Here is an 18,484-nt window from a genome sequence, read left to right as displayed (position 1 = left end):
CGCCTTTTTAATTGATTAGTATACCTCTCACTCCATCTGTAAAAAGTAAGATCAAAGGCACTGTTCTTTGTGAAAAGCGATACAAATCTATTAATTCGGGAGAAATATTTTAAACTATTTTATGAATCCGGGGAAATATTTATAAAAAACAAAGTATTTATCCCTGTTTACTGTGGTTTTGAGAGATCAACCCGGAGATTACGGATTCATTACTTGAAAACCGTCCGTTTTTTATCTCTTTTCTTCAGGCATCAGCACCCCTTCCACTATGGCGGGGTCATCCATCATTTTTGTAACAAATTCCGTGATATCCTGTGCAGATACGGCATCGATGGCTTTCGGCAGACCGGCGTCGGGTACCGGGATGCCTGTCCTGGCACTATGCATGATCTCTTCAAAACGGGCAGTGGTATGGCCCACCTTTTCCGAAATTTCCTTTTTCATCTGGTTCTTTATTTCCGCCAGCGATGTGGCATCTGCTTTTTGCTGCAACTCTTCCAGCTCTTCATAGACTATGGCCACCAGCCGGGAGGTCTTTTCAGGGTTACAGTCGAAGCGGATATCCAGGGTCAAGTGTTCTTCGGGCACATGCAAAAGCCCGGAAGTTACTTTAACGCCATAAGTACCGCCTTCATCTTCCCGTATCCGCTCCATATAACGTTTATTCAGGAGTTTCCCGGTAATTTCCAGCAGCAACCGGTTTTCGGGGGTATCGTCTATCGCTCTTTCAAGGTGAATACTCACCACCGATTTGGGCGATTGCATGGCGGTTACCAGGTGCACATTACGTGTACCCCTTTCCGGTTTCATGCCGTGATCTTCCGGTACTTCCCGCATCCGGGCATCTCCGGGGATGCTCCCGATATATTTTTTGACCAGCTCCCGGAACTGCAGGCTGTCCGGATTTCCCATAAATACGAATTCGAAATCGGCGGCATTGCGGATACGGTCGCGGTAAACCGCTTCCACATCCGGCATCGACAGCTTGTCCATCAGCTTCTCATCAAAGAGTACGGTTCGACTGCTGTAATTGTTTATGGCCCGCTGCATCGAATCGCCCAATATGCTTTGCGCATTTCCCTTAAGGGTGGCCCGGAGCATTTCCAGCTGCTGCCTGGTACCGTCAAATACTTCCGGATCGAACCTCGGGGCCGTAAAGGCGAGGAATACACCGCGAAGCAGTTTTTCCAGGTTACCTGCCGCCGCATGTCCGGACAAGGATTCTTCATATTCGTCTATGGTTACCTTTACGGGAATAACCTTTTCCGATTGCCGCAACGCTGTATTATCGAGGTTGGCAAGGCCGGAAGCCCCGGAAAATACGGTGGCAAAGAGGGCATTGGGCAACAGGTTTTCGTCCAGGGCCGATCTCCCTCCGGGACTGAACGCTTCGAAATATATTCCTTCATTGTCCCCGTCCGTTTTATACAGGAGTACCCTGGCTCCGTTTGACAATACGTAGTTTATACTGCCCGCACTGTCTGCATACGTTTCCCTGACAATTTCTCCCCCGGGCACCGGCGGCATTTCCAGTGTTGCATGCACTTCTCTTTCCCGGTAGGGTTCCGGCAGGGAGTTGCGTACACTTTCAAAAACCTTCAAAATTTCTTTTTCGGCAGGATACTGTGTCTTTTCCCATCCTGTTATGGCTACTACATTTCCTTTTTCGGTATAATACGAGTTGAGAAAGGCGGTAAGGCTATCGGCATGGAGCTGTTGCAGGTATGCCCCTCGGAAATCCCGTTCCCAGTCAGGGTCCGGCAGTTGCTGATTTTTAAAAAAGGTTTCATATAGCTTAATGGCAAGATATACATGACTCTGGCCGCGGGAAGCCCCGGCACCAGGTTCAAGGCTGCGTAGGGAAACAGATCTCACGTGGTCAAACTCTTCATCAGTGGCCCCGTATATCGCCATTCTCTTTAATTCGGAAAGCGCAAATTCCAGGGCCGGAAGGATACTGTCTTTTTTAGGTTTGACCGTCATTTTCAGGACTTCGAGAGGGCCTGCCACTTCTTCGATATCGAAACGCGCCGACAACACCGGACTGTCCGGCCGGCCGGACATCCGTGCCAACCGCCGGTTAAGCACAGTATGGACAAGACCGGATTTTATACTGCTCCTGATCTCTTCTTCTTCACCGGGGTGGTATGTTACTGAGTGTTTGATATAGAATTCAATATCGGGGGGACCGAGTTCCTTGTCGGTGATATTGATATAGGTAAATGCATCATCGACGGGAACGTCGAATTGCAGGCGTTCCGGAAGCCCCTCCCGAAGGGGTATGCCTGAAAACCGTTTTCTGACCTTCTCCTCCATCTTCCCGGCGTCGATATCCCCCACAATAATCACCGCCTGCAGATCGGGCCGGTACCACTTCCGGTAATAGTCGCGAAGCTCCTGGTATTCAAAATTGTCGATGACCTCCATCTTCCCTATGGGTATGCGCTCCGCATACCTGGAACCCCGGAGCAAACCGCGGTTTTTAACGCTGTCGGCTACACGTTTCCGGGTATGATATCTCGTGCGCCATTCTTCCCGCACCACACCCCGCTCCATGTCGATCTCCTCTTCAGAGAGGGTAAGACCGCCAGACCAGTCGTGCAGTATCAGTAATACGGAATCCAGGACACTCTCGTTATGCACGGGCACATTCCGTATACTGTACACCGTTTTGTCGTAATCGGTAAATGCATTGATCTCTTCCCCGAATTTAATCCCGTTCTTTTCCAGGAATTTCAGCATCTCCTTGCCCGGATAGTGCAGGGTCCCGTTAAAGGCCATATGTTCCAGGAAATGAGCCAGGCCCCGCTGGGAATCTTCCTCCTGCACAGAGCCTACATGCTGCGCAAAATAAAACGCAGCCCTTTTCTCCGGGTTTTCATTGTGCATGATATAGTAGTGCAGGCCGTTATCCAGAACCCCGGAAGCCAGGGCGACAGCGCGGAACGGCCCGGGCGTATCTTGCTGCCCGGTGGCGGATTGAAGCCCTGCCATCAACAGTACCCCCGGAAAAAAAATGCGGAACAGGGAGAAGTAACGTCTCATAAGAAGGATGCTTTTGATATTTATTTATCTGGAAAAATTTCGGCCAGTTTGTCTTCCAGAGCTTTCCCCCTAAGGTTTTTGGCTATAATAACCCCTTCCGGGTCTACCAGGAAACTGGAAGGCACGGAATTGATATCGTACTGCACGGCCACTTCATTTTTCCAGTATTTGAGGTCGCTGACGTGAATCCAGGGAAGCCCGTCTTTTTCCACCGCGGCTTTCCACGCCTCTTTCCCGGCGTCGAGCGACACGCCTACGATCTCGAAATTATCCTCCTTATATTTTTCATATGCCTTCACCACAAACGGGTTTTCGGCCCTGCAGGGCTTGCACCAGCTGGCCCAGAAATCGACCAGCACGTATTTTCCTCTCAGGGAACTCAGGGTAAACGGCTCTCCTTCAAGGGTTTCCTGGGTAAAATCCATGGCCACTTTACCGATATCCGACTTTTTGGCTATGGCGATCTTTTCGGCTATAAGCTTCCCTGTCGGGGTCTGTCGCAGGGTTTCACCAAACAGGGTATTAAAATTTTTATCGGCTTCATCGGGGTCAAAGTTCTTGGGCAGCTCGTGGCGTAAAAAACGTTGCAATGCCACATAGGAATCCGGGTGAGACATGATAAACCGGTGTGTTACATTACGTATGCTGTCTACATAAACCTGAACAGTGTCATACGTTATCAGTTTTTCTTCCCTGCTTCTGCCGTCCATACGGTTTTGCAGGGCTATGATCTCATCGGTAAGGGGACGTATACGGTTTTCTATTTCAATCGCTTCACCGGTAAGGACGGAACCTTTTAAAACCGCATTTTTCAATGAATCTTCTGTGGTTAGCTGCATGGTGCTGTTCTCTATAAAAAAGCGGTACGTATCGCTTTCCCACATCTTTTCGGGAAAACGGCTTCCGTGGCGCAATTGCAGCATGGCTTCCGACGGATGTACGACCTTTCCGCCGAAAGTAAACCTGCCGTTTTCTATCACAGCGGTATCGGCCACGGTGCTGTCGTTCTGCTGATACGACAGTATGACCAGTGAAGCCGGGGGCAGGTTTTTTACGGTACCGGTAAGGGTATAGCCCCCATCCGGGGTCTTGGTTCCCTTATGGTCTTTGCATGCTCCGGAAAGCAAGGTGAAAACGAGGCTGATATACAGGTATTTTTTCATTCTGATAAATTTTAGTTAAACGAAACTTCAGCAACACAACATCAAGAACGGGGTTCCTCAGTTGAAAACAGCGGACAAACGCTCGGAAAGTTCTTCTCCCCTCAGGTTTTTGGCCACTATGATACCTTCCGGGTCTATCAGCAGATTCTGCGGAACGGCAGTAACTCCATACTGTTGTGCCACTTCATTTTTCCACCCTTTCAGGTCGCTGACGTGTATCCAGGGCAAACCGTCTTTTTCAATAGCATGCTCCCAGTTTTTCCGTTTTTCATCGAGTGAAACGCCCACGATTTCAAAGTTTTGATTTCCGAATTGCTCATAGGCCTTTAACACATGGGGGTTTTCCATCCTGCACGGCACACACCAGCTGGCCCAGAAATCGACCAGCACGTATTTTCCCCTCAGGGAACTTAAGGTGAAAGCCTCCCCAGAAAGGTTTTCCTGGGTAAAATCTATCACTTTCTGCCCGATCGCCGTCTTCTTTGCCAGCGCTATTTTAGCACTGACTTTTTTCCCCAGCGGCGTGTTTTTTATGGTTTCTCCAAACTGGTCGTATTCCCTTTCCGCCACTGCAGGATCAAAATCATAACCCATTTCATAATTGGCAAAAGCGCGCAGGGCTATATACGAATTGCGATGGTTTTCGATAAACTCCCTTACTGTGGTTTCCGCTTTCTCTCCTGTTGCCTTGATCGTATCCACGGTAGCCATATAGGCAGAATCCTTGGGTTTTCCCTGTAGGGAAAAGCTCAATTCCTGAATTTTTTGCCGCAGCGGGCTTACCGCCGAATTCAAAGTGTCAGCCTCTGCATTGAGCAGGGAACCCTCAAGGGTTGCTCTTTTGATGGAATCTTTCGAAACAAGTCGCATTTCCGTATTCTCAATAAAGAAGTGAAAAGTATCTCTGTCCCACGACGCTTCGGGAAATATATCACCGTGCCGTATACTGATATAGGCCTGTGCCGGGGCATCGACCTTTCCTTCAAAGGAAAAGGCTCCGTTCTTTACCGGTACCGAATCGACAACTTCAACTTCATTCTCCGTATAGGAAAGTAGAGCCATGGATGCCTCGGGAAGATCGTTCAGGGTCCCCTTGATTATAAATCCTTCAGCCTGGCTTTTATCCTTACAGGATATCAGAGTCATCATGGCAGCAGCAAGAAAACAACTATTTTTCATTTCATTAATTTTAAATTTATACTATGCTTTTATTTGAGGCACAATATCCAGACTGAGATTCCTCCTGCTGCCGGAATGACAGCGCTATTTTCATGCTAAGCAGCCTGTCCCGAGCATCGGGGGAGCGCATCGCAGTCGAAGAATCTCAGTGACAGACCGAAGAACTTACAACAGTATAGCGGAAAACCCGGAGATCCCTCCACTACGGTCGGAACGACAAAATGCGGTCAGGGATTGTTCTCCAGGTTGGGATTCTGATCAGTCACGGTTTTCGGGAACCGGAGCACCAGCCGTTCTTTGGTAAGCTGGTATTCTCCCTTTACCGATCCGTCGGTATCGTAGATCGTATGAGTATAAGACGATACCGGCACGGGAATATCGGGGTCTACGGTTAACCTTCTCATATCAAACCAGTACACTCCCTGTGCTGCAAATTCCCGGAGCCGTTCGTCAAAGACAAAGCGCAGCAGGGTTTCACGGTCTGCAGCAATCTCCTGCGGGACTATAGCATTTTCTTCCGGCATACGGTGCTTACGGAATTCTTCGAGTATACTCACCGCTGCTGTGAGGTCCCCAAGGCGGCACTTTACTTCTGCCAGGAACAAATACACCTCTTGTACCCGTACCCCGAAGAAGGTTTGCCCTGTTCCTATCTGTTTTCTGAACACGCCTTCCAGGGGGTATTCATTACCATTTTGTGCCGTTTCTGTATACAGGTATTCCAGCCGCAGATCACTTTCATCAAACAGTGCCATGATTTCGGGATTTACCACCAGCTCACTGGCTGTATTAGCCCAGTTATTGGAAAACTGCTTCCCGTATATCCCTTCGGGATCGGTGTCTACACGGGGATTACTATAACCCTCATTATAATCCAGAAGTCGTACTTCTGTACCTGTATCCTCTATCTGATCAAGGGCTTCTGTCAGCAATGGGGAGGCTTCTTCAAACTTCCCCATAAAGGTGTATACCTTTCCCAACAATGCTTTCCCTGCCGCCTGTGAAAACCTGAACCTGCTGGGTACCTGTGCCGGAAGGTCCTGCAGTGCAGTGGTCAGGTCGTCCACTATAAAATCATAGACTTCCTGTACCGTAGCGCGCCGGAAATCCGAGGCTACAAGATCTGCTACCTCTACAATGGGAAATCCCGCATCCGTAGCCGACGTCCCTTCGTTATACGGAAGTCCGTAATAATTGATCAGCAGGAAATAGGTCCATGCCCTACCGGCCAACGCTTCAGCCCGCAACGAACGCTTTTCGGCTTCTGAACCCTCCGTGGCCTCCATAACTTCATTGATAATCTTGTTATAGATATAAATATTCTCCATGGTATTCTCCAGTTCCGCAGCATTGTCACCGTCGTTGTAAACCTCTGCTTCCCAACGGTACAGCCGCTGCGTGCGAAGGCCCGAGCCGCTAATATAAGGCTCGAAGGCAACAAGTTCTGCGCCAAGCGGAACCTGTGCATTGGTCGAAGTCATATTTATGAGATTCAGGTTGTAAAACATCTTGTCGTAATCTACCACCTTTTCACCTATCAGCTGCCCTTTGGGGACGACCTCAAGGAACTCATCAGAGCAGGAGCTATATATCATTATTCCAAGAATTCCAAAAAGCACCTTATAATATCTCTTATATATATTTTTCATCTCTTTTAAATTTTGTGTACAAGTCATCAGAATCTTACATTTAATCCCAGGGTCAGACTCTGCCCATATCTCAAGACCCGGCTCCCGCCGTAATAATGATACTCCGGGTCTATCCCGTACTTGTTATCCGCCCACAACAAAATATTGGACACCTGTCCTCTTACGGTAATCTGTTGGATGCCTGTATTACCGAAAAGGGTATTAGGTAGTCGATAGACCAGGTTAATATCCCTGATCTTGATATATGAAGCGCTGATCACATTATGGTCTCCAAGCGTATAATAATTGGTATTGCGTGAACCGTCGCCTACATCCTGGTGACGGGGGATATCGGTATAGGCTTCATCACCCGGTTGCTGCCACCTGTCGAGGTAATCTTCATTGATATTTCCGGAAATAAAACTATAGTTGGCAGCATCCAGTCGCGTACCGTAATAGAAATTATTCACATCCCTTCGCATCACATGACCGAGGCTGTAAACCGTATTGATATTCAAAGAAATATTCTTATACCGGAAAGTGTTTCCAAAACCTCCGTTCCATTTCGGCTGGGTGGTACCCATCAGCTTGATGTCGTCGGGAGTGGTGACATTGGGCTCTGTAGTCACCGTACCATCTGCCAGCCTTACCTGGGGATCGCCATTGGCATCAAGCCCGGCGTAATCATAGGCAAAGAGCGCAAAAGAAGGATAACCTGTTACAAACTGTTGCCCGACCCTGATATCTCCAGAGGTAGTTTCATCGATCACGTTGAGATAGGTAATTCTGTTTTCATTAAAAGCTATGTTCAGGTTCGAACTCCATGCAAAATCCTTAAACACTATATTCCTTGTATTCAGTGATATTTCAACCCCTTTGTTCTTAAGGTCTCCCAGATTGCCTGTAACACTGCTGTATCCCGTAAAAGGGTTGGTGGGAATAACCCCCAAAAGGTCAGAGGTTCTGCGGTCATAATAGTCTATAGAACCGGAAATACGTCCCAGAAATGCGAAATCTATCCCGAAGTTCTTCGTGGCAGTGCGTTCCCAGCTTAGTTTACGGTTACCAGGTGTTGAGATTCTCAACCCGGTTTCCGGGAAAAAGATAGAGGCTACCGGGGTCAGGATATCAAAAGACGCTGCTGTTCCCGGTCTTGGCGCGTTTCCGGCTATACCATAAGTAGCCCTTATCCCCAGCATATGGACCCAGGACACTTCCTGGAGAAAGGATTCTTTTCCTATATCCCATTTGACTCCTCCGCTCCAGACTGGTTTGTTCTGTGCCGACTTGTCGAGTCCGAAAAGATTGCTCTGGTCGTTCCGTATACTGGCATTGATTGAATACTTCTGATTATAGGTATAGGCAGCATTGCCGTAATAGGAAGCAAACCTGGTAGTACTTTCACTACGCCCGAAATACCTTTCACCGTCGAGACTGCTGAAAACCAGTCCGTATTCGGGGAGGTTATATTGATTAGGTTTTACCACGTTATCTACCCTGGCCAGTGCGCCGTAGTCAATTTGTTCATAACTCTGTAACCGATCGTCATACCCCCTTACACTACTGTATTTGAGTACACTCACCTGTTCCTGTGCCTCCTGTCCCGCGATCAGGTTGAGCTGGTGTAACCTGTCGTTCCAGCTCTTTACATAAGACAACTGATTCCTTACCGTCCAGGCCTCCACACCGGTGTTCCTGGTGGTGTATTTTCCCCCGGTAGCCGGCAGATAATATACCGGTTCTGCCCCCGGTGAGGACACTACGGCAAATTCGGCCACTTCTGTCCGCTGTCTTATCGCCAGGTGATCCGTATATTCTTCGTTATCTACCGTATTTGAAGTATAGCCGTATTTTCCCTGAAAAGTTAACCCGTCTATTATATCTACCTCAACTCCCAGGATGTTCCGTATAGACTTGGTCTTGTTTTTAGTATAGGCATAGCCGGTTTCGTCAAGCGGTGTATACCCCAGGTCCAGCCGGCTTGCGTCTTCATACACCCCTCGTATCGAATCGTTCAGTTCAGTCATAAATGACATGTCGATATTGTTCCCATCAGCATCCCTGAACAGCTGATAAGGCAGAAAACGGCTGTCTGCCTGTATGTTGTTGGGAGAGTATCTGTCCTGATAGGTAAGGTCCGTGATCAGATCAAATTTAAACCGCTTTCCCACTTCGAAATTCTGTCTCAGGTTCAGCTTATAGCGGTTGTTCTTTTCTCCCGGACTATGACTTTGCGTACTGGTGTAGTTTCCCGAGCCATAAAAGGTATACCCCTTCTTACCGGCAGATACGGATAAAGTATGTGTGGTCAATACAGACGGGCGATACCACAAATTTTTGATCTGCCCTCTGTTATTGATAGCACTCAGGCTATCCAGGCGCCGTCCGGCGGTCGCTACACTAATTGTGCCCCGATAACGGTCGTAAAGGATCTGTTCGTGGGGAGAGACCCCGTTGCCCGAAGTGGTATACCCGGTAACTTCTTCGTAGACATTGCGTTCGGGATCAAAAATTTCTTCTGCAACACGTATAAAGTCTTTGCTGTCCAGTGTACGCAGATAATCCAGGTCCGGGCGTCCCTCCATAGTCACGAAAGCATCGTACTGGAATTCCACTCCTCCGGCCGAAGATCCTTTTTTCGTATTGATCACGATCACTCCGTTGGCTGCCCGGGCTCCCCATATAGAAGCTGCAGTAGCATCTTTCAGCACGGTAATGTCCCTGATATCCTGCGGATTGATATTCAGCAGCCCCGACAAGGCCACATCACTGTTCGTCTGTGTTGATATATCGGCAACTGGAATACCATCTACAACGATCAGCGGACTGGTCTGAAGCAATGACAGGGTAGACAAGCCCCGTATCAACAACGGGTTGAACAATTCTGCGCCCGGGCTTCTGTTTACTGTAAGTCCCGGCACAAGGCCATCCAACCGTTCGGCCACATTCATACTACTACTTCGGTTCTCAAATACCTCCATGTCCGGTTTTGAAAAAGAACCTGTACTTCTTTCCTTGGAAATGGTCTGATATCCTGTAGAGACAAGAACCACCTCTTCCAGTTCGTTGACATCTTCGCGGAGTACAACCACCATATTTTCTGCATTTTCGGGAGAAATAATCACCTCACGCTCCATAAACCCCATATGGCTGAATACTATAGTAGCGCCGATGCGGACATTGGCAATCCGGAATGCTCCTTCCATATCGGCAGCTACCACCTTGTCCGTGTTTTTGACCAGAACGGTAACCCCGGGCAAAGGCATCCCGAGAGTGTCTCTCACCGTACCGGTAACATCGATCACGGCCTGTTTCGGAGCCGGAATTTCTTTTTCTCTACTGATAATTACAGTATTATCCTTGAATTTAAAGGTCAACCCCGACCTTTCCAGGCTCCTTTTCAGAAGTTCTGAGGTTTTTATAACACCCTGTTCCACCGACACGGGAGGAGCATCTTTAATACTGTCGTAACGGTAAACAAATTGATAATCAGTCTGTGTCCGGATCAAGGTAAAAACTTCTTCCAGGGAAAGAGTTTTGCTTTCATCGACAACAATCGGGGCATCCTGGGAAAACCCGATACCGGAATTCAATGCCAACGCGGCGTTACAAAGCAGAAATACAAACGTTCTCATAAAGAATTTGTAAAAGCCGCGGCACGGGAAACCGCGGAGGCTGGTAAAATTAATTTTCATAAATTTGTAGAAGGTTAATTAAACATTGTTTTAAATAATCACATAAAGGAATTTCAGTTTGTTGCTGTGGAAGGTGCGAACTTTAATTCCTTTTTTTACTGTCTATTTTATGGTGATTGTCTTTCCGTTTATTTCAAATCCGACCTCACCGGTCTGTTCCAGGTTATCGAGCAGGAGCCTGATGTCTTCATCCCTTTTCAGTTCACCGGAAAAGCGGTAGGCAGCCTTTTCGGGATGTTCAAATACAACTTCCGCATCATACCACCTGGACAGCTCGTCCATCATTCTGCCCAGGGTTTCTTTTTCAAACACAAACAGGCCGTTTTTCCAGGCCGCGGCATACCCGGTATCTGTATCCTTTATCCTCATCGGTATACCGGGTTTTCCGGTAATCACCTGCTGTCCCGGCATAATCACTGCATGTTCCTCCCCGTTGCTCACGGCTATACTTCCTTCGGAAAGGGTTGTATACACCTCGCTTTCTTCGGGATAAGCCCTGATATTGAATTGTGTCCCCAGCACTTCAACATCCTGGTTTCCGGTAATCACCCGGAAAGAATCTCCGTCATGTTCCGTACTGTGCGACACTTCGAAATAGGCTTCTCCGTACAACAGTTCTATTTCGCGGGGCTGCCCGGACCTGAAATGAACCGGGTATTTCAGTTTCGAATCCGAATTGAGCCATACTTTGGTTCCGTCAGGCAATGCCACCGTAAATTTTCCTCCCCTGGGAATGGTGAGGTAATGATAACTCAATGCCTCCGAAGGGGCCTCCCTGCGGTCGTAAAGCAACTGCCTGTTCTTTACCTGTACCCCTCCGCTTTGGTATTCGGTTTCCTCCGAAAGTTCGATCACTTCCCCGTTATCGAGCGTGAGCATGGCTTTTCCCGACCCGGCCACAAGCTGAACCGGAGCCTTCTCCTGCTCCCGGCCATCGAAAAACAGCAGCCCTCCGGCAACACCCAACAGGATCACCGCAGCAGCGGCATATTTTATAAATGCCGTACCGAATAATCTCCTTCTCTTCCGTTCCGGTTCCGCATGGGTATATTTCCTGATATTATCCCTGATTTCCGAAAAGACCTCCCCCGGTACATCCTCCTCTTCAGATAATGACAACACGCGCTCCCTGGCACGCTGCACCGTATTCTGCTTTTCCGGGTACTCTTCGAGGAAACGGCTCCAGAACAACTCGTTCTGCTGATCCGGGTACCATACCCACTGCAGGAAATCATCATCCGCTATAAAATCTTCTTCCTGAAATTTTTCGTATTTCATGGTGACTGGTCTCTTTACACTAAAAAAAAGGAATTGCCTTTATATATAGAGAGGGGAGGTTTCCGTTTTTTCCGAAAAAAAAATTCATTTTTTTCAGAACAAATCACAAAGCACTATAAGACAACAAGATAAAAAGGGCCTTTTTATTGAAGTAAATCCAATTTACAGGTCTTTTCCATACATCATCCCCTGAAGGATCCCGATAGCTGTCCTGATATGGTATGATACTTTTTTGGAATGCATCCCGGTGATCTCCGCGATTTCCATATTGTTCAGCCGGGCATGGTATTTCAGGTGAAGGAGTTCCTGCTGACGCGGGTTCAGCTTTTTTACGGCTTCCCGAAGTTTTCCGGATAGTATTGCAGACCGTTCCGATTCGATAATTTCACTTTCCGGAGAGCCGCTTGCCTGAAGCTGGTTTTCATTCTCTTCTTCCAGCTGAAGCCATCTGGCGTTTCCCTGTGCCCGGGCCAGGAGTTTCCTGCGCAATACGGTATAGAGGTACGGACGGATAGCACTGACTTTACCCAGGTTTTCCCTCTTGTCCCAAAGCTCCATAAAAATTTCCTGTACACTGTCCTTCACCAGGTCCGGATCGTCCGTAAGCCGCAGGCCATAACGGTATAGGGAAGGAATATGTTTTACATATATCTCCTCATAAGCATCCGGATCACCGGATTGAAACCTGGTCCAGAGCAACGCATCCGGAGACAACGCCCCCGGGGGGTGTTTCCCCTCTTGTCCGGATTCTTCGGATACCCCGTAATCCAATCTGAAATCTGCTTTCATTACCGTCTTTCCCTATGTTTACCAAAAACCCGGATATAGCCCGTGTTCTCCTTTTCAGCATCATACCATTGCAGCATATCTGCCCATATGTCTCTAAGCAGTATTCTGTTTCAAAGGGGCATTATCACTGACCTGAGCATGTGACATTTTCCAGGCAACAGTAGATTGACCAGTGCATATTTAACCCAAAATTAGGAATATTTTAAAGATATAATAAATTCCCGGGCTTATAAGAAGTCATTCGGGAGAATCCGAAAGGTTTATTTTTTGTGCCCACCACAAAAAATACCTTCCCCCTCCGGGTGGAATTTCCGGAATCGGCAAGAAGAAAAACAAATTATTGCCACATCGCAAAAATACAGGCCATATTATATTTCCCGCTCTAATCCAGTTTTTCCAGGGTCAGCCGGGCCGGGGCCAATCCCTCTCCGGATACCGTGATTCCGATATCCTGTGCTGTGTCGTCGGCCCCGACCAGTGCGAGCAGCTTTCCGTTGAAAGTCTTCCTGTACGGGCTTTGGTGTGGGGTATGATCGAGTATATCCCCGTTTTCCAATCCGAGGCATCTGCCTCCGCCACTGACTTCAATATGAAGCTTGCGGTTGGCCTGGGGGACCTCTGTTCCCTTGTCGTCCACAATAGTGATTTCCAGGTGAGCGACATCTCCTTCTTTGTACGACAGCCCCGTACGATCGGTACTGATCTTTACGGCAGCAGGAGTACCGGCCGTCTTATAGCTTTTTGTGATTTCCTTTCCTGCATCGGTACGGGCAACCACCTTCAGCTCACCAGGCTGATAGGGCACCTGCCATACCAGTTGCAGTTCATCTTCTTTCAGCATCTTTCTGCCCAGGGACTTCCCGTTCAGGAAAAGCTCGGCACCCCCGGTGTTGGTATAGACCACTACGGGGATCTTTACATTTTCCTTGCCAGGATGCGTCCAGTGCGGCAACAGGTGTACCATGGGCTTATCGCTCCAGATACTCTGGTACAGGTAATAATTATCCGTCGGAAATCCGCACAGGTCCATAATGCCGAAAGGAGCCGTACGTGCCGGCCACCCGAAGGATTCCCCGAGGTAGTCGAATGCCGTCCACCGGAATGCTCCGAGAAAATACGGCTTGTCTTTGGTTTCCCTCCAATAGTCCCTGATCCCCATCCGGACAATCGAATTGTCGTAAGAAGACTGGTAGGGAAGTCCGGATTCGGGAAAGACCTCCTTTTCGGAAAGGTCGGGAATGAGGTATATTTTGTCTTTCAACCCGTCAAAGGATTGCCCCTGCTCCCAGGGGGCCGGAAAATCCCGTCTCCGGTAGCTGGTTCTGGTCCTGTACACTCCCCGGGTCTGATAGGTGTGGGTGATCTCGGTACCGATAATGGGTTTTCCGGGATGTTTCCGGTGGAAGTCAGCTATGGCTCCTTTCATTTCTCCATGCCCGTTCATCCCGGCTATCCCGATGGCCGTTCCCTCGCTTCCTTCTCCCTGGGTAACCGGGCGGGTAGGGTCGAGCCGTTCAATAAAACCGACCAGTTCGTGTTGCCGCTTATCCGTAAAGCCCCGTACCTCGTTGCCTATGCTCCAGAAGATCACACTCGGATGGTTCATATCCCTTTTAATGAACTCGGTGAGATCCTGCTGCCACCACTCCTCGAAATAATTGCCGTAATCGTGCTCGGCCTTGGCCACTTCCCAGCCGTCGAAGGCCTCATCCATGACATAAAACCCCATTTCATCACACATCCTGTAAAATTCGGGGGCAAAGGGGTTATGAGTGGTCCTTATGGCATTGCATCCCATCTGTTTGAGCAGCTCCAGCCTTCTGCGCAATACATCTTCCGGGACTGCCGCTCCTACGGGACCGGCATCGTGATGCATACACATCCCTTTTATAATCGTCTTTTTCCCGTTGACCAGCAGCCCTTTTTCTGCGGATACTTCTATTTTCCTGAAACCGATGACATTGGAAACCTCATCAATGACATTCTCCCGGCCATCCAACACCCTTGTTTCCAGCACATACCGGTTTTCGGGGCTTTCGGCAGACCACAACAGGGGATCTTCAAGCGTGAATTGCTGATCGACTACTTCCTCCCGGTCGATCGCGGTTTTTTCCGACCGCTGTTCGTGCACAACGCGTCCTTCCTTATCCCTTAAGATCTGGTGCAGCACTACAGATCCGGGTCCGGAGGAATGGTTTTCAAGGGTAGATGTGATACGTACCGTGGCCAGGTCCAGGCGTTCCAGCTCGCTCTGTACCTGAACTCCGTGCCTGGACAGGTGAAGCTGTCCCGTTACCAGGAGATTGACATGGCGATAGATCCCTGATCCCGTGTACCACCTTCCACTGGGAGCTTTCGAATGATCCACCTTTACGGCAATGACATTCTTTCCCGGCACGAGGTAATCGGTCAGGTCGTACTGAAACCCGATATAGCCATAGGGGCGTGTTCCCAATACCTTGCCGTTGATATACACTGTCGAGTTCATATACACCCCGTCAAAAAGAATGGCGACCCTCCTGTTGTCCCATTCCGGCTGATAGTCGATCGCTTTCCGGTACCATCCGATCCCCGTAGGCAAAAAAGCCCCGGCAATCCCGGCCGGGTTATTTTTGTCGTATGCTCCTTCGATACTCCAGTCGTGCGGAAGATCGAGCATCCGCCATGTGCTGTCGTCAAAATCCTTTTGATGGGCATCACTCACGTCCCCGGGATAAAAGCGCCAATGGTGATCGAGAGATCTCTGTTCCCTTGCCGGACCGGAAACTACAGGATCGGAACAGGAAAACAATACTGTGCTAAAAAGTAATAATGTTATATGTAATTTGTTCATTAACCTTACTTTTATATTTCTTAATGCTGACCATTCGTTTTAATGCTCAACTTCCCATTTCCCATCATTGTATATTTTCAATATGATACCTCCATGAATATTATAGGTTTCGTCAACAAAATCTCTGTCATTAATTATTACATTTCCTTCACTGTCTTTTGCTATAATATGTTCTCTTTCCTTTAAATAAGGTTTAATCCTCTTAGATAAACGTCGCCTGCTTCTCTTAGAAATATCTGAAGCACAAATCAAACCAGGCATAAGATCATAAAATAATACCAATTTGTCAGAGATGTATCCATAGAATATCGGGAATTCGGATGGTCTCCGAACATGTATATTGTAATATTGATCTTTAATTCTATAACTTAATTTTAATTGGTCCTTAATTGCTTCATTATTTGAGTATAATAGTCTTACTTCCATATATCCTCGTTTGGAAAACAGGGTATTTCTTTTTTTTGTATCAACTATATATGCTTTTATCTGTTCCTTCAGGATAGAATCTCCCACATTAATTTCCTTAATATCTATGGTTTGCGAATATGATGATAAACAGAAAAAAACACCACAAAAGAATGTTGTTGTTCTTTTAAAAATTGCCAGAATTATTAATTTATTCATGTTTGCCATAGTTTAAAAACAATCCTAACATACGGATGACTTTGCACCTAATCTACCTTGTGCAGCGTTAATTGTTTGGGAAGCGTAAAACCCCAGTCATACTCTCCAATCCGGACCCCTTCACTGTTGCTCAGTTCCCATGTTAACTGCGTCCTGTCTGCATTTAGTACCATTCGCAAGTTTCCGGATTTATTTTTGGATATATCTTTAAGCCTTCCTGAAAATACCATTGCGTCATCATTGTCTGAGCCACCTAACAGCGTCCATTTTTTATCAGCGGCATCTGTTGAAATATTGGCATATGAACTTTCAATGACGGTGTTTCCTTTTTTATACCGGTGAAATCCGATTAACACATCGAGCCGATACCCCACACCAAACGGGTCGGCGATGTTCCCTTTTTTCAGGCTTATTTCCAAGGTGTCCTGCCCGTTTACCCATCGCCATTCCCCGATAAATTTATCCGATTCGGGATCAAGGATATTATCCCCTGGTTGGGGTGGGGTTTGCGCGTGTACAAGACCTGAACACATCGCCAAAACAACGAAAACCCCGCTTTTTTTCCATATTGTTTTTACACTTCTCATCTCTTTTATTTTTCAATGTTTATTTTTCCTGCACATAAGACACTATTGTAACGAATAAAAATATAAACAAATGAGCAAGTGCTTTCATGGCGTACAATTTTCATTTTTATATTGGGTAATATAATTTGAAATAGTTTGATCTATTCTGTCTCTTTCTTGTTCGGATGCTATATTTTGCCAAGCGGCAATACTACTATGATTTAATCCCTCCCAAGCTAAATCCATATAAAGTTGCATTGGTGTTGGAACTATTATTATGCAGGGATTGGGAAACTCCGGCTCCCGGAAAAATAAAAATGAATGACTATACTTTCTTCCCAATATTCATACCCTAATCATACTCCACAATAATTGGTTTTACTTGACTAATAAACGCTTTTTTATTAATGCTATCTATTTCAATAATATTAAACAGTAAATTATTATTCTTTTCTTCAGAATGTGCAAACCTTACCCCGGGAGTAATATTTACTACAGAATCCACAGGGATGACATCGAAACTCTTACTTTCTTCATAATCCACAGGTTTTGTACTTATTATTGTATACTCTATGGCCTCTTTAGAAGACAGCATGATAACATATTTTCTATTTTCATTAGTAAAAGATATTACCTTCCGTGGGTATTTATACAATATTTTCCTAATATTATCGTATTGTTTTCGCTGTTTTTCATTCAGTTTGGCCAACTGCTCAATATCACTGGCTTTTTCAGGATCAAAATCCGGAGGGAATAATCCGATATATTTGGACCAGTCGGGTTTCTTAAATACATCTCTTTCCCTATCAAATAAGATATAGACTTTTTCTTTAAAAAATATATTTCCGACTTTTTTGTGATTAATTATTATTAAGCCAAGTACAAAAAAAATTAGTATAAGCAATATTTTTTTCATAATCTTCTTATTGATTATATCTAATTACAATCCAGCCCTTTCCCTCTTGCATAGTTAATGTCATTCGCTATTGCACTTATTTCATTAGCCGAAAGAAATTGATGCAGTCCCTCCCACGCAAGATTTTCATAGAAATCAAATGGTTCCTGGTTGTTATCAAATTGCTTTAAATTATTGGCAATAGGAATAATATAATAATCTCTCATTATATCATGGCTAAGTTCCATACTATATCCCACTTTATCTTTTACATACGCCTCAAAATATTCCAAAAAACCCCCTGTGGTTACATTATACTGTCTTCTTATTATAGCGTGAACGGATTCATGAAGAATTGTTTTGGCTATTTCAATCGGAGCTCTATTGTCTATAAAATCAGAGTTCAAAGTTACGGTATAAACACTCCCTGCTTTTCCAGTCGATCCATTAATCGGTTTTCCGTCTTCGCCAGTTAGTCCCGCTTGTTGTTTATATATCAATTGACTTTGATCATAATTAAGACCATTACCAAAATCCATAAATGTTTGTCTAATTATATTGTGATTGTCCAAAGCCGTTCCTACAAGTTTGCCATATACACAATTAGCTTTCCCCGTTAATTGGTTTGTAATATTAAAGGGAATATATTCGCCATCTCCTCCTGAAGGCTGATCATATCCTCCATCATCCCCATAACATTCATCCCAATTCGCTACATCTTCGCAAGGATCAGGTTCTTCGGGGTAATCTGGATCATCAACCCATATGCACTCGTCGTAGCATTCCGAA

Annotated in this window: 11 protein-coding genes and 1 pseudogene; all 12 read right to left on the bottom strand. The window is 46.5% G+C overall.

The features are described 5' to 3' along the window. Window positions 1–231: 231 nt before the first annotated feature. Complete coding sequence (locus DN748_RS12770; protein WP_112372219.1) at window positions 232–3,045, bottom strand: M16 family metallopeptidase; 2,814 nt, start codon at window positions 3,043–3,045, stop codon at window positions 232–234. 20 nt (window positions 3,046–3,065) lie between these two features. Further along, window positions 3,066–4,208: a TlpA disulfide reductase family protein gene (locus DN748_RS12765; RefSeq protein WP_112372218.1), complete on the bottom strand. Its 1,143-nt coding sequence runs from the start codon at window positions 4,206–4,208 to the stop codon at window positions 3,066–3,068. Between the two features lie 57 nt (window positions 4,209–4,265). After that, window positions 4,266–5,387: a TlpA disulfide reductase family protein gene (locus DN748_RS12760; RefSeq protein WP_112372217.1), complete on the bottom strand. Its 1,122-nt coding sequence runs from the start codon at window positions 5,385–5,387 to the stop codon at window positions 4,266–4,268. Window positions 5,388–5,614: 227 nt separating this feature from the next. After that, window positions 5,615–7,036 (bottom strand): RagB/SusD family nutrient uptake outer membrane protein, encoded by a 1,422-nt coding sequence (locus DN748_RS12755; RefSeq protein ID WP_161554557.1) that lies wholly within the window; start codon window positions 7,034–7,036, stop codon window positions 5,615–5,617. A gap of 26 nt (window positions 7,037–7,062) precedes the next feature. Continuing rightward, window positions 7,063–10,650, bottom strand: coding sequence for a SusC/RagA family TonB-linked outer membrane protein (locus tag DN748_RS12750; RefSeq protein WP_161554556.1), 3,588 nt, complete (start codon window positions 10,648–10,650; stop codon window positions 7,063–7,065). Window positions 10,651–10,812: 162 nt separating this feature from the next. After that, window positions 10,813–11,988 carry a FecR domain-containing protein gene (locus DN748_RS12745; RefSeq protein WP_112372214.1) on the bottom strand — a complete coding sequence of 392 codons (1,176 nt, stop codon included), beginning with the start codon at window positions 11,986–11,988 and terminating at the stop codon, window positions 10,813–10,815. A gap of 162 nt (window positions 11,989–12,150) precedes the next feature. After that, window positions 12,151–12,777 (bottom strand): RNA polymerase sigma factor, encoded by a 627-nt coding sequence (locus DN748_RS12740; protein WP_112372213.1) that lies wholly within the window; start codon window positions 12,775–12,777, stop codon window positions 12,151–12,153. A 382-nt stretch (window positions 12,778–13,159) separates the two neighbouring features. Beyond that, window positions 13,160–15,610, bottom strand: coding sequence for a glycoside hydrolase family 2 TIM barrel-domain containing protein (locus DN748_RS12735; protein ID WP_112372212.1), 2,451 nt, complete (start codon window positions 15,608–15,610; stop codon window positions 13,160–13,162). Between the two features lie 39 nt (window positions 15,611–15,649). Then, window positions 15,650–16,234 (bottom strand): hypothetical protein, encoded by a 585-nt coding sequence (locus DN748_RS12730; RefSeq protein WP_146746609.1) that lies wholly within the window; start codon window positions 16,232–16,234, stop codon window positions 15,650–15,652. A 47-nt stretch (window positions 16,235–16,281) separates the two neighbouring features. Further along, window positions 16,282–16,821 (bottom strand): DUF6705 family protein, encoded by a 540-nt coding sequence (locus DN748_RS12725; protein WP_112372210.1) that lies wholly within the window; start codon window positions 16,819–16,821, stop codon window positions 16,282–16,284. Between the two features lie 331 nt (window positions 16,822–17,152). After that, window positions 17,153–17,716: a hypothetical protein gene (locus tag DN748_RS12720; RefSeq protein WP_112372209.1), complete on the bottom strand. Its 564-nt coding sequence runs from the start codon at window positions 17,714–17,716 to the stop codon at window positions 17,153–17,155. 20 nt (window positions 17,717–17,736) lie between these two features. Then, window positions 17,737–18,484 (bottom strand): annotated as a pseudogene (locus tag DN748_RS19110) (hypothetical protein); the annotation flags it as partial.

Origin of the sequence: Sinomicrobium soli, assembly GCF_003285545.1 — a bacterium.
Classification (GTDB): domain Bacteria; phylum Bacteroidota; class Bacteroidia; order Flavobacteriales; family Flavobacteriaceae; genus Sinomicrobium.
The sequence above is the reverse complement of the archived record's forward strand: the minus strand, read 5'-3'. Positions and strand labels throughout refer to the sequence as shown.

What these genes read in the sequence shown, in the direction of transcription:
- DN748_RS12770 (WP_112372219.1), bottom strand. Translation starts at nt 3,045, where the DNA reads ATGAGACGTTACTTCTCCCTGTTCCGCATTTTTTTTCCGGGGGTACTG.
- DN748_RS12765 (WP_112372218.1), bottom strand. Translation starts at nt 4,208, where the DNA reads ATGAAAAAATACCTGTATATCAGCCTCGTTTTCACCTTGCTTTCCGGA.
- DN748_RS12760 (WP_112372217.1), bottom strand. Translation starts at nt 5,387, where the DNA reads ATGAAAAATAGTTGTTTTCTTGCTGCTGCCATGATGACTCTGATATCC.
- DN748_RS12755 (WP_161554557.1), bottom strand. Translation starts at nt 7,036, where the DNA reads ATGAAAAATATATATAAGAGATATTATAAGGTGCTTTTTGGAATTCTT.
- DN748_RS12750 (WP_161554556.1), bottom strand. Translation starts at nt 10,650, where the DNA reads ATGAGAACGTTTGTATTTCTGCTTTGTAACGCCGCGTTGGCATTGAAT.
- DN748_RS12745 (WP_112372214.1), bottom strand. Translation starts at nt 11,988, where the DNA reads ATGAAATACGAAAAATTTCAGGAAGAAGATTTTATAGCGGATGATGAT.
- DN748_RS12740 (WP_112372213.1), bottom strand. Translation starts at nt 12,777, where the DNA reads ATGAAAGCAGATTTCAGATTGGATTACGGGGTATCCGAAGAATCCGGA.
- DN748_RS12735 (WP_112372212.1), bottom strand. Translation starts at nt 15,610, where the DNA reads ATGAACAAATTACATATAACATTATTACTTTTTAGCACAGTATTGTTT.
- DN748_RS12730 (WP_146746609.1), bottom strand. Translation starts at nt 16,234, where the DNA reads ATGAATAAATTAATAATTCTGGCAATTTTTAAAAGAACAACAACATTC.
- DN748_RS12725 (WP_112372210.1), bottom strand. Translation starts at nt 16,821, where the DNA reads ATGAGAAGTGTAAAAACAATATGGAAAAAAAGCGGGGTTTTCGTTGTT.
- DN748_RS12720 (WP_112372209.1), bottom strand. Translation starts at nt 17,716, where the DNA reads ATGAAAAAAATATTGCTTATACTAATTTTTTTTGTACTTGGCTTAATA.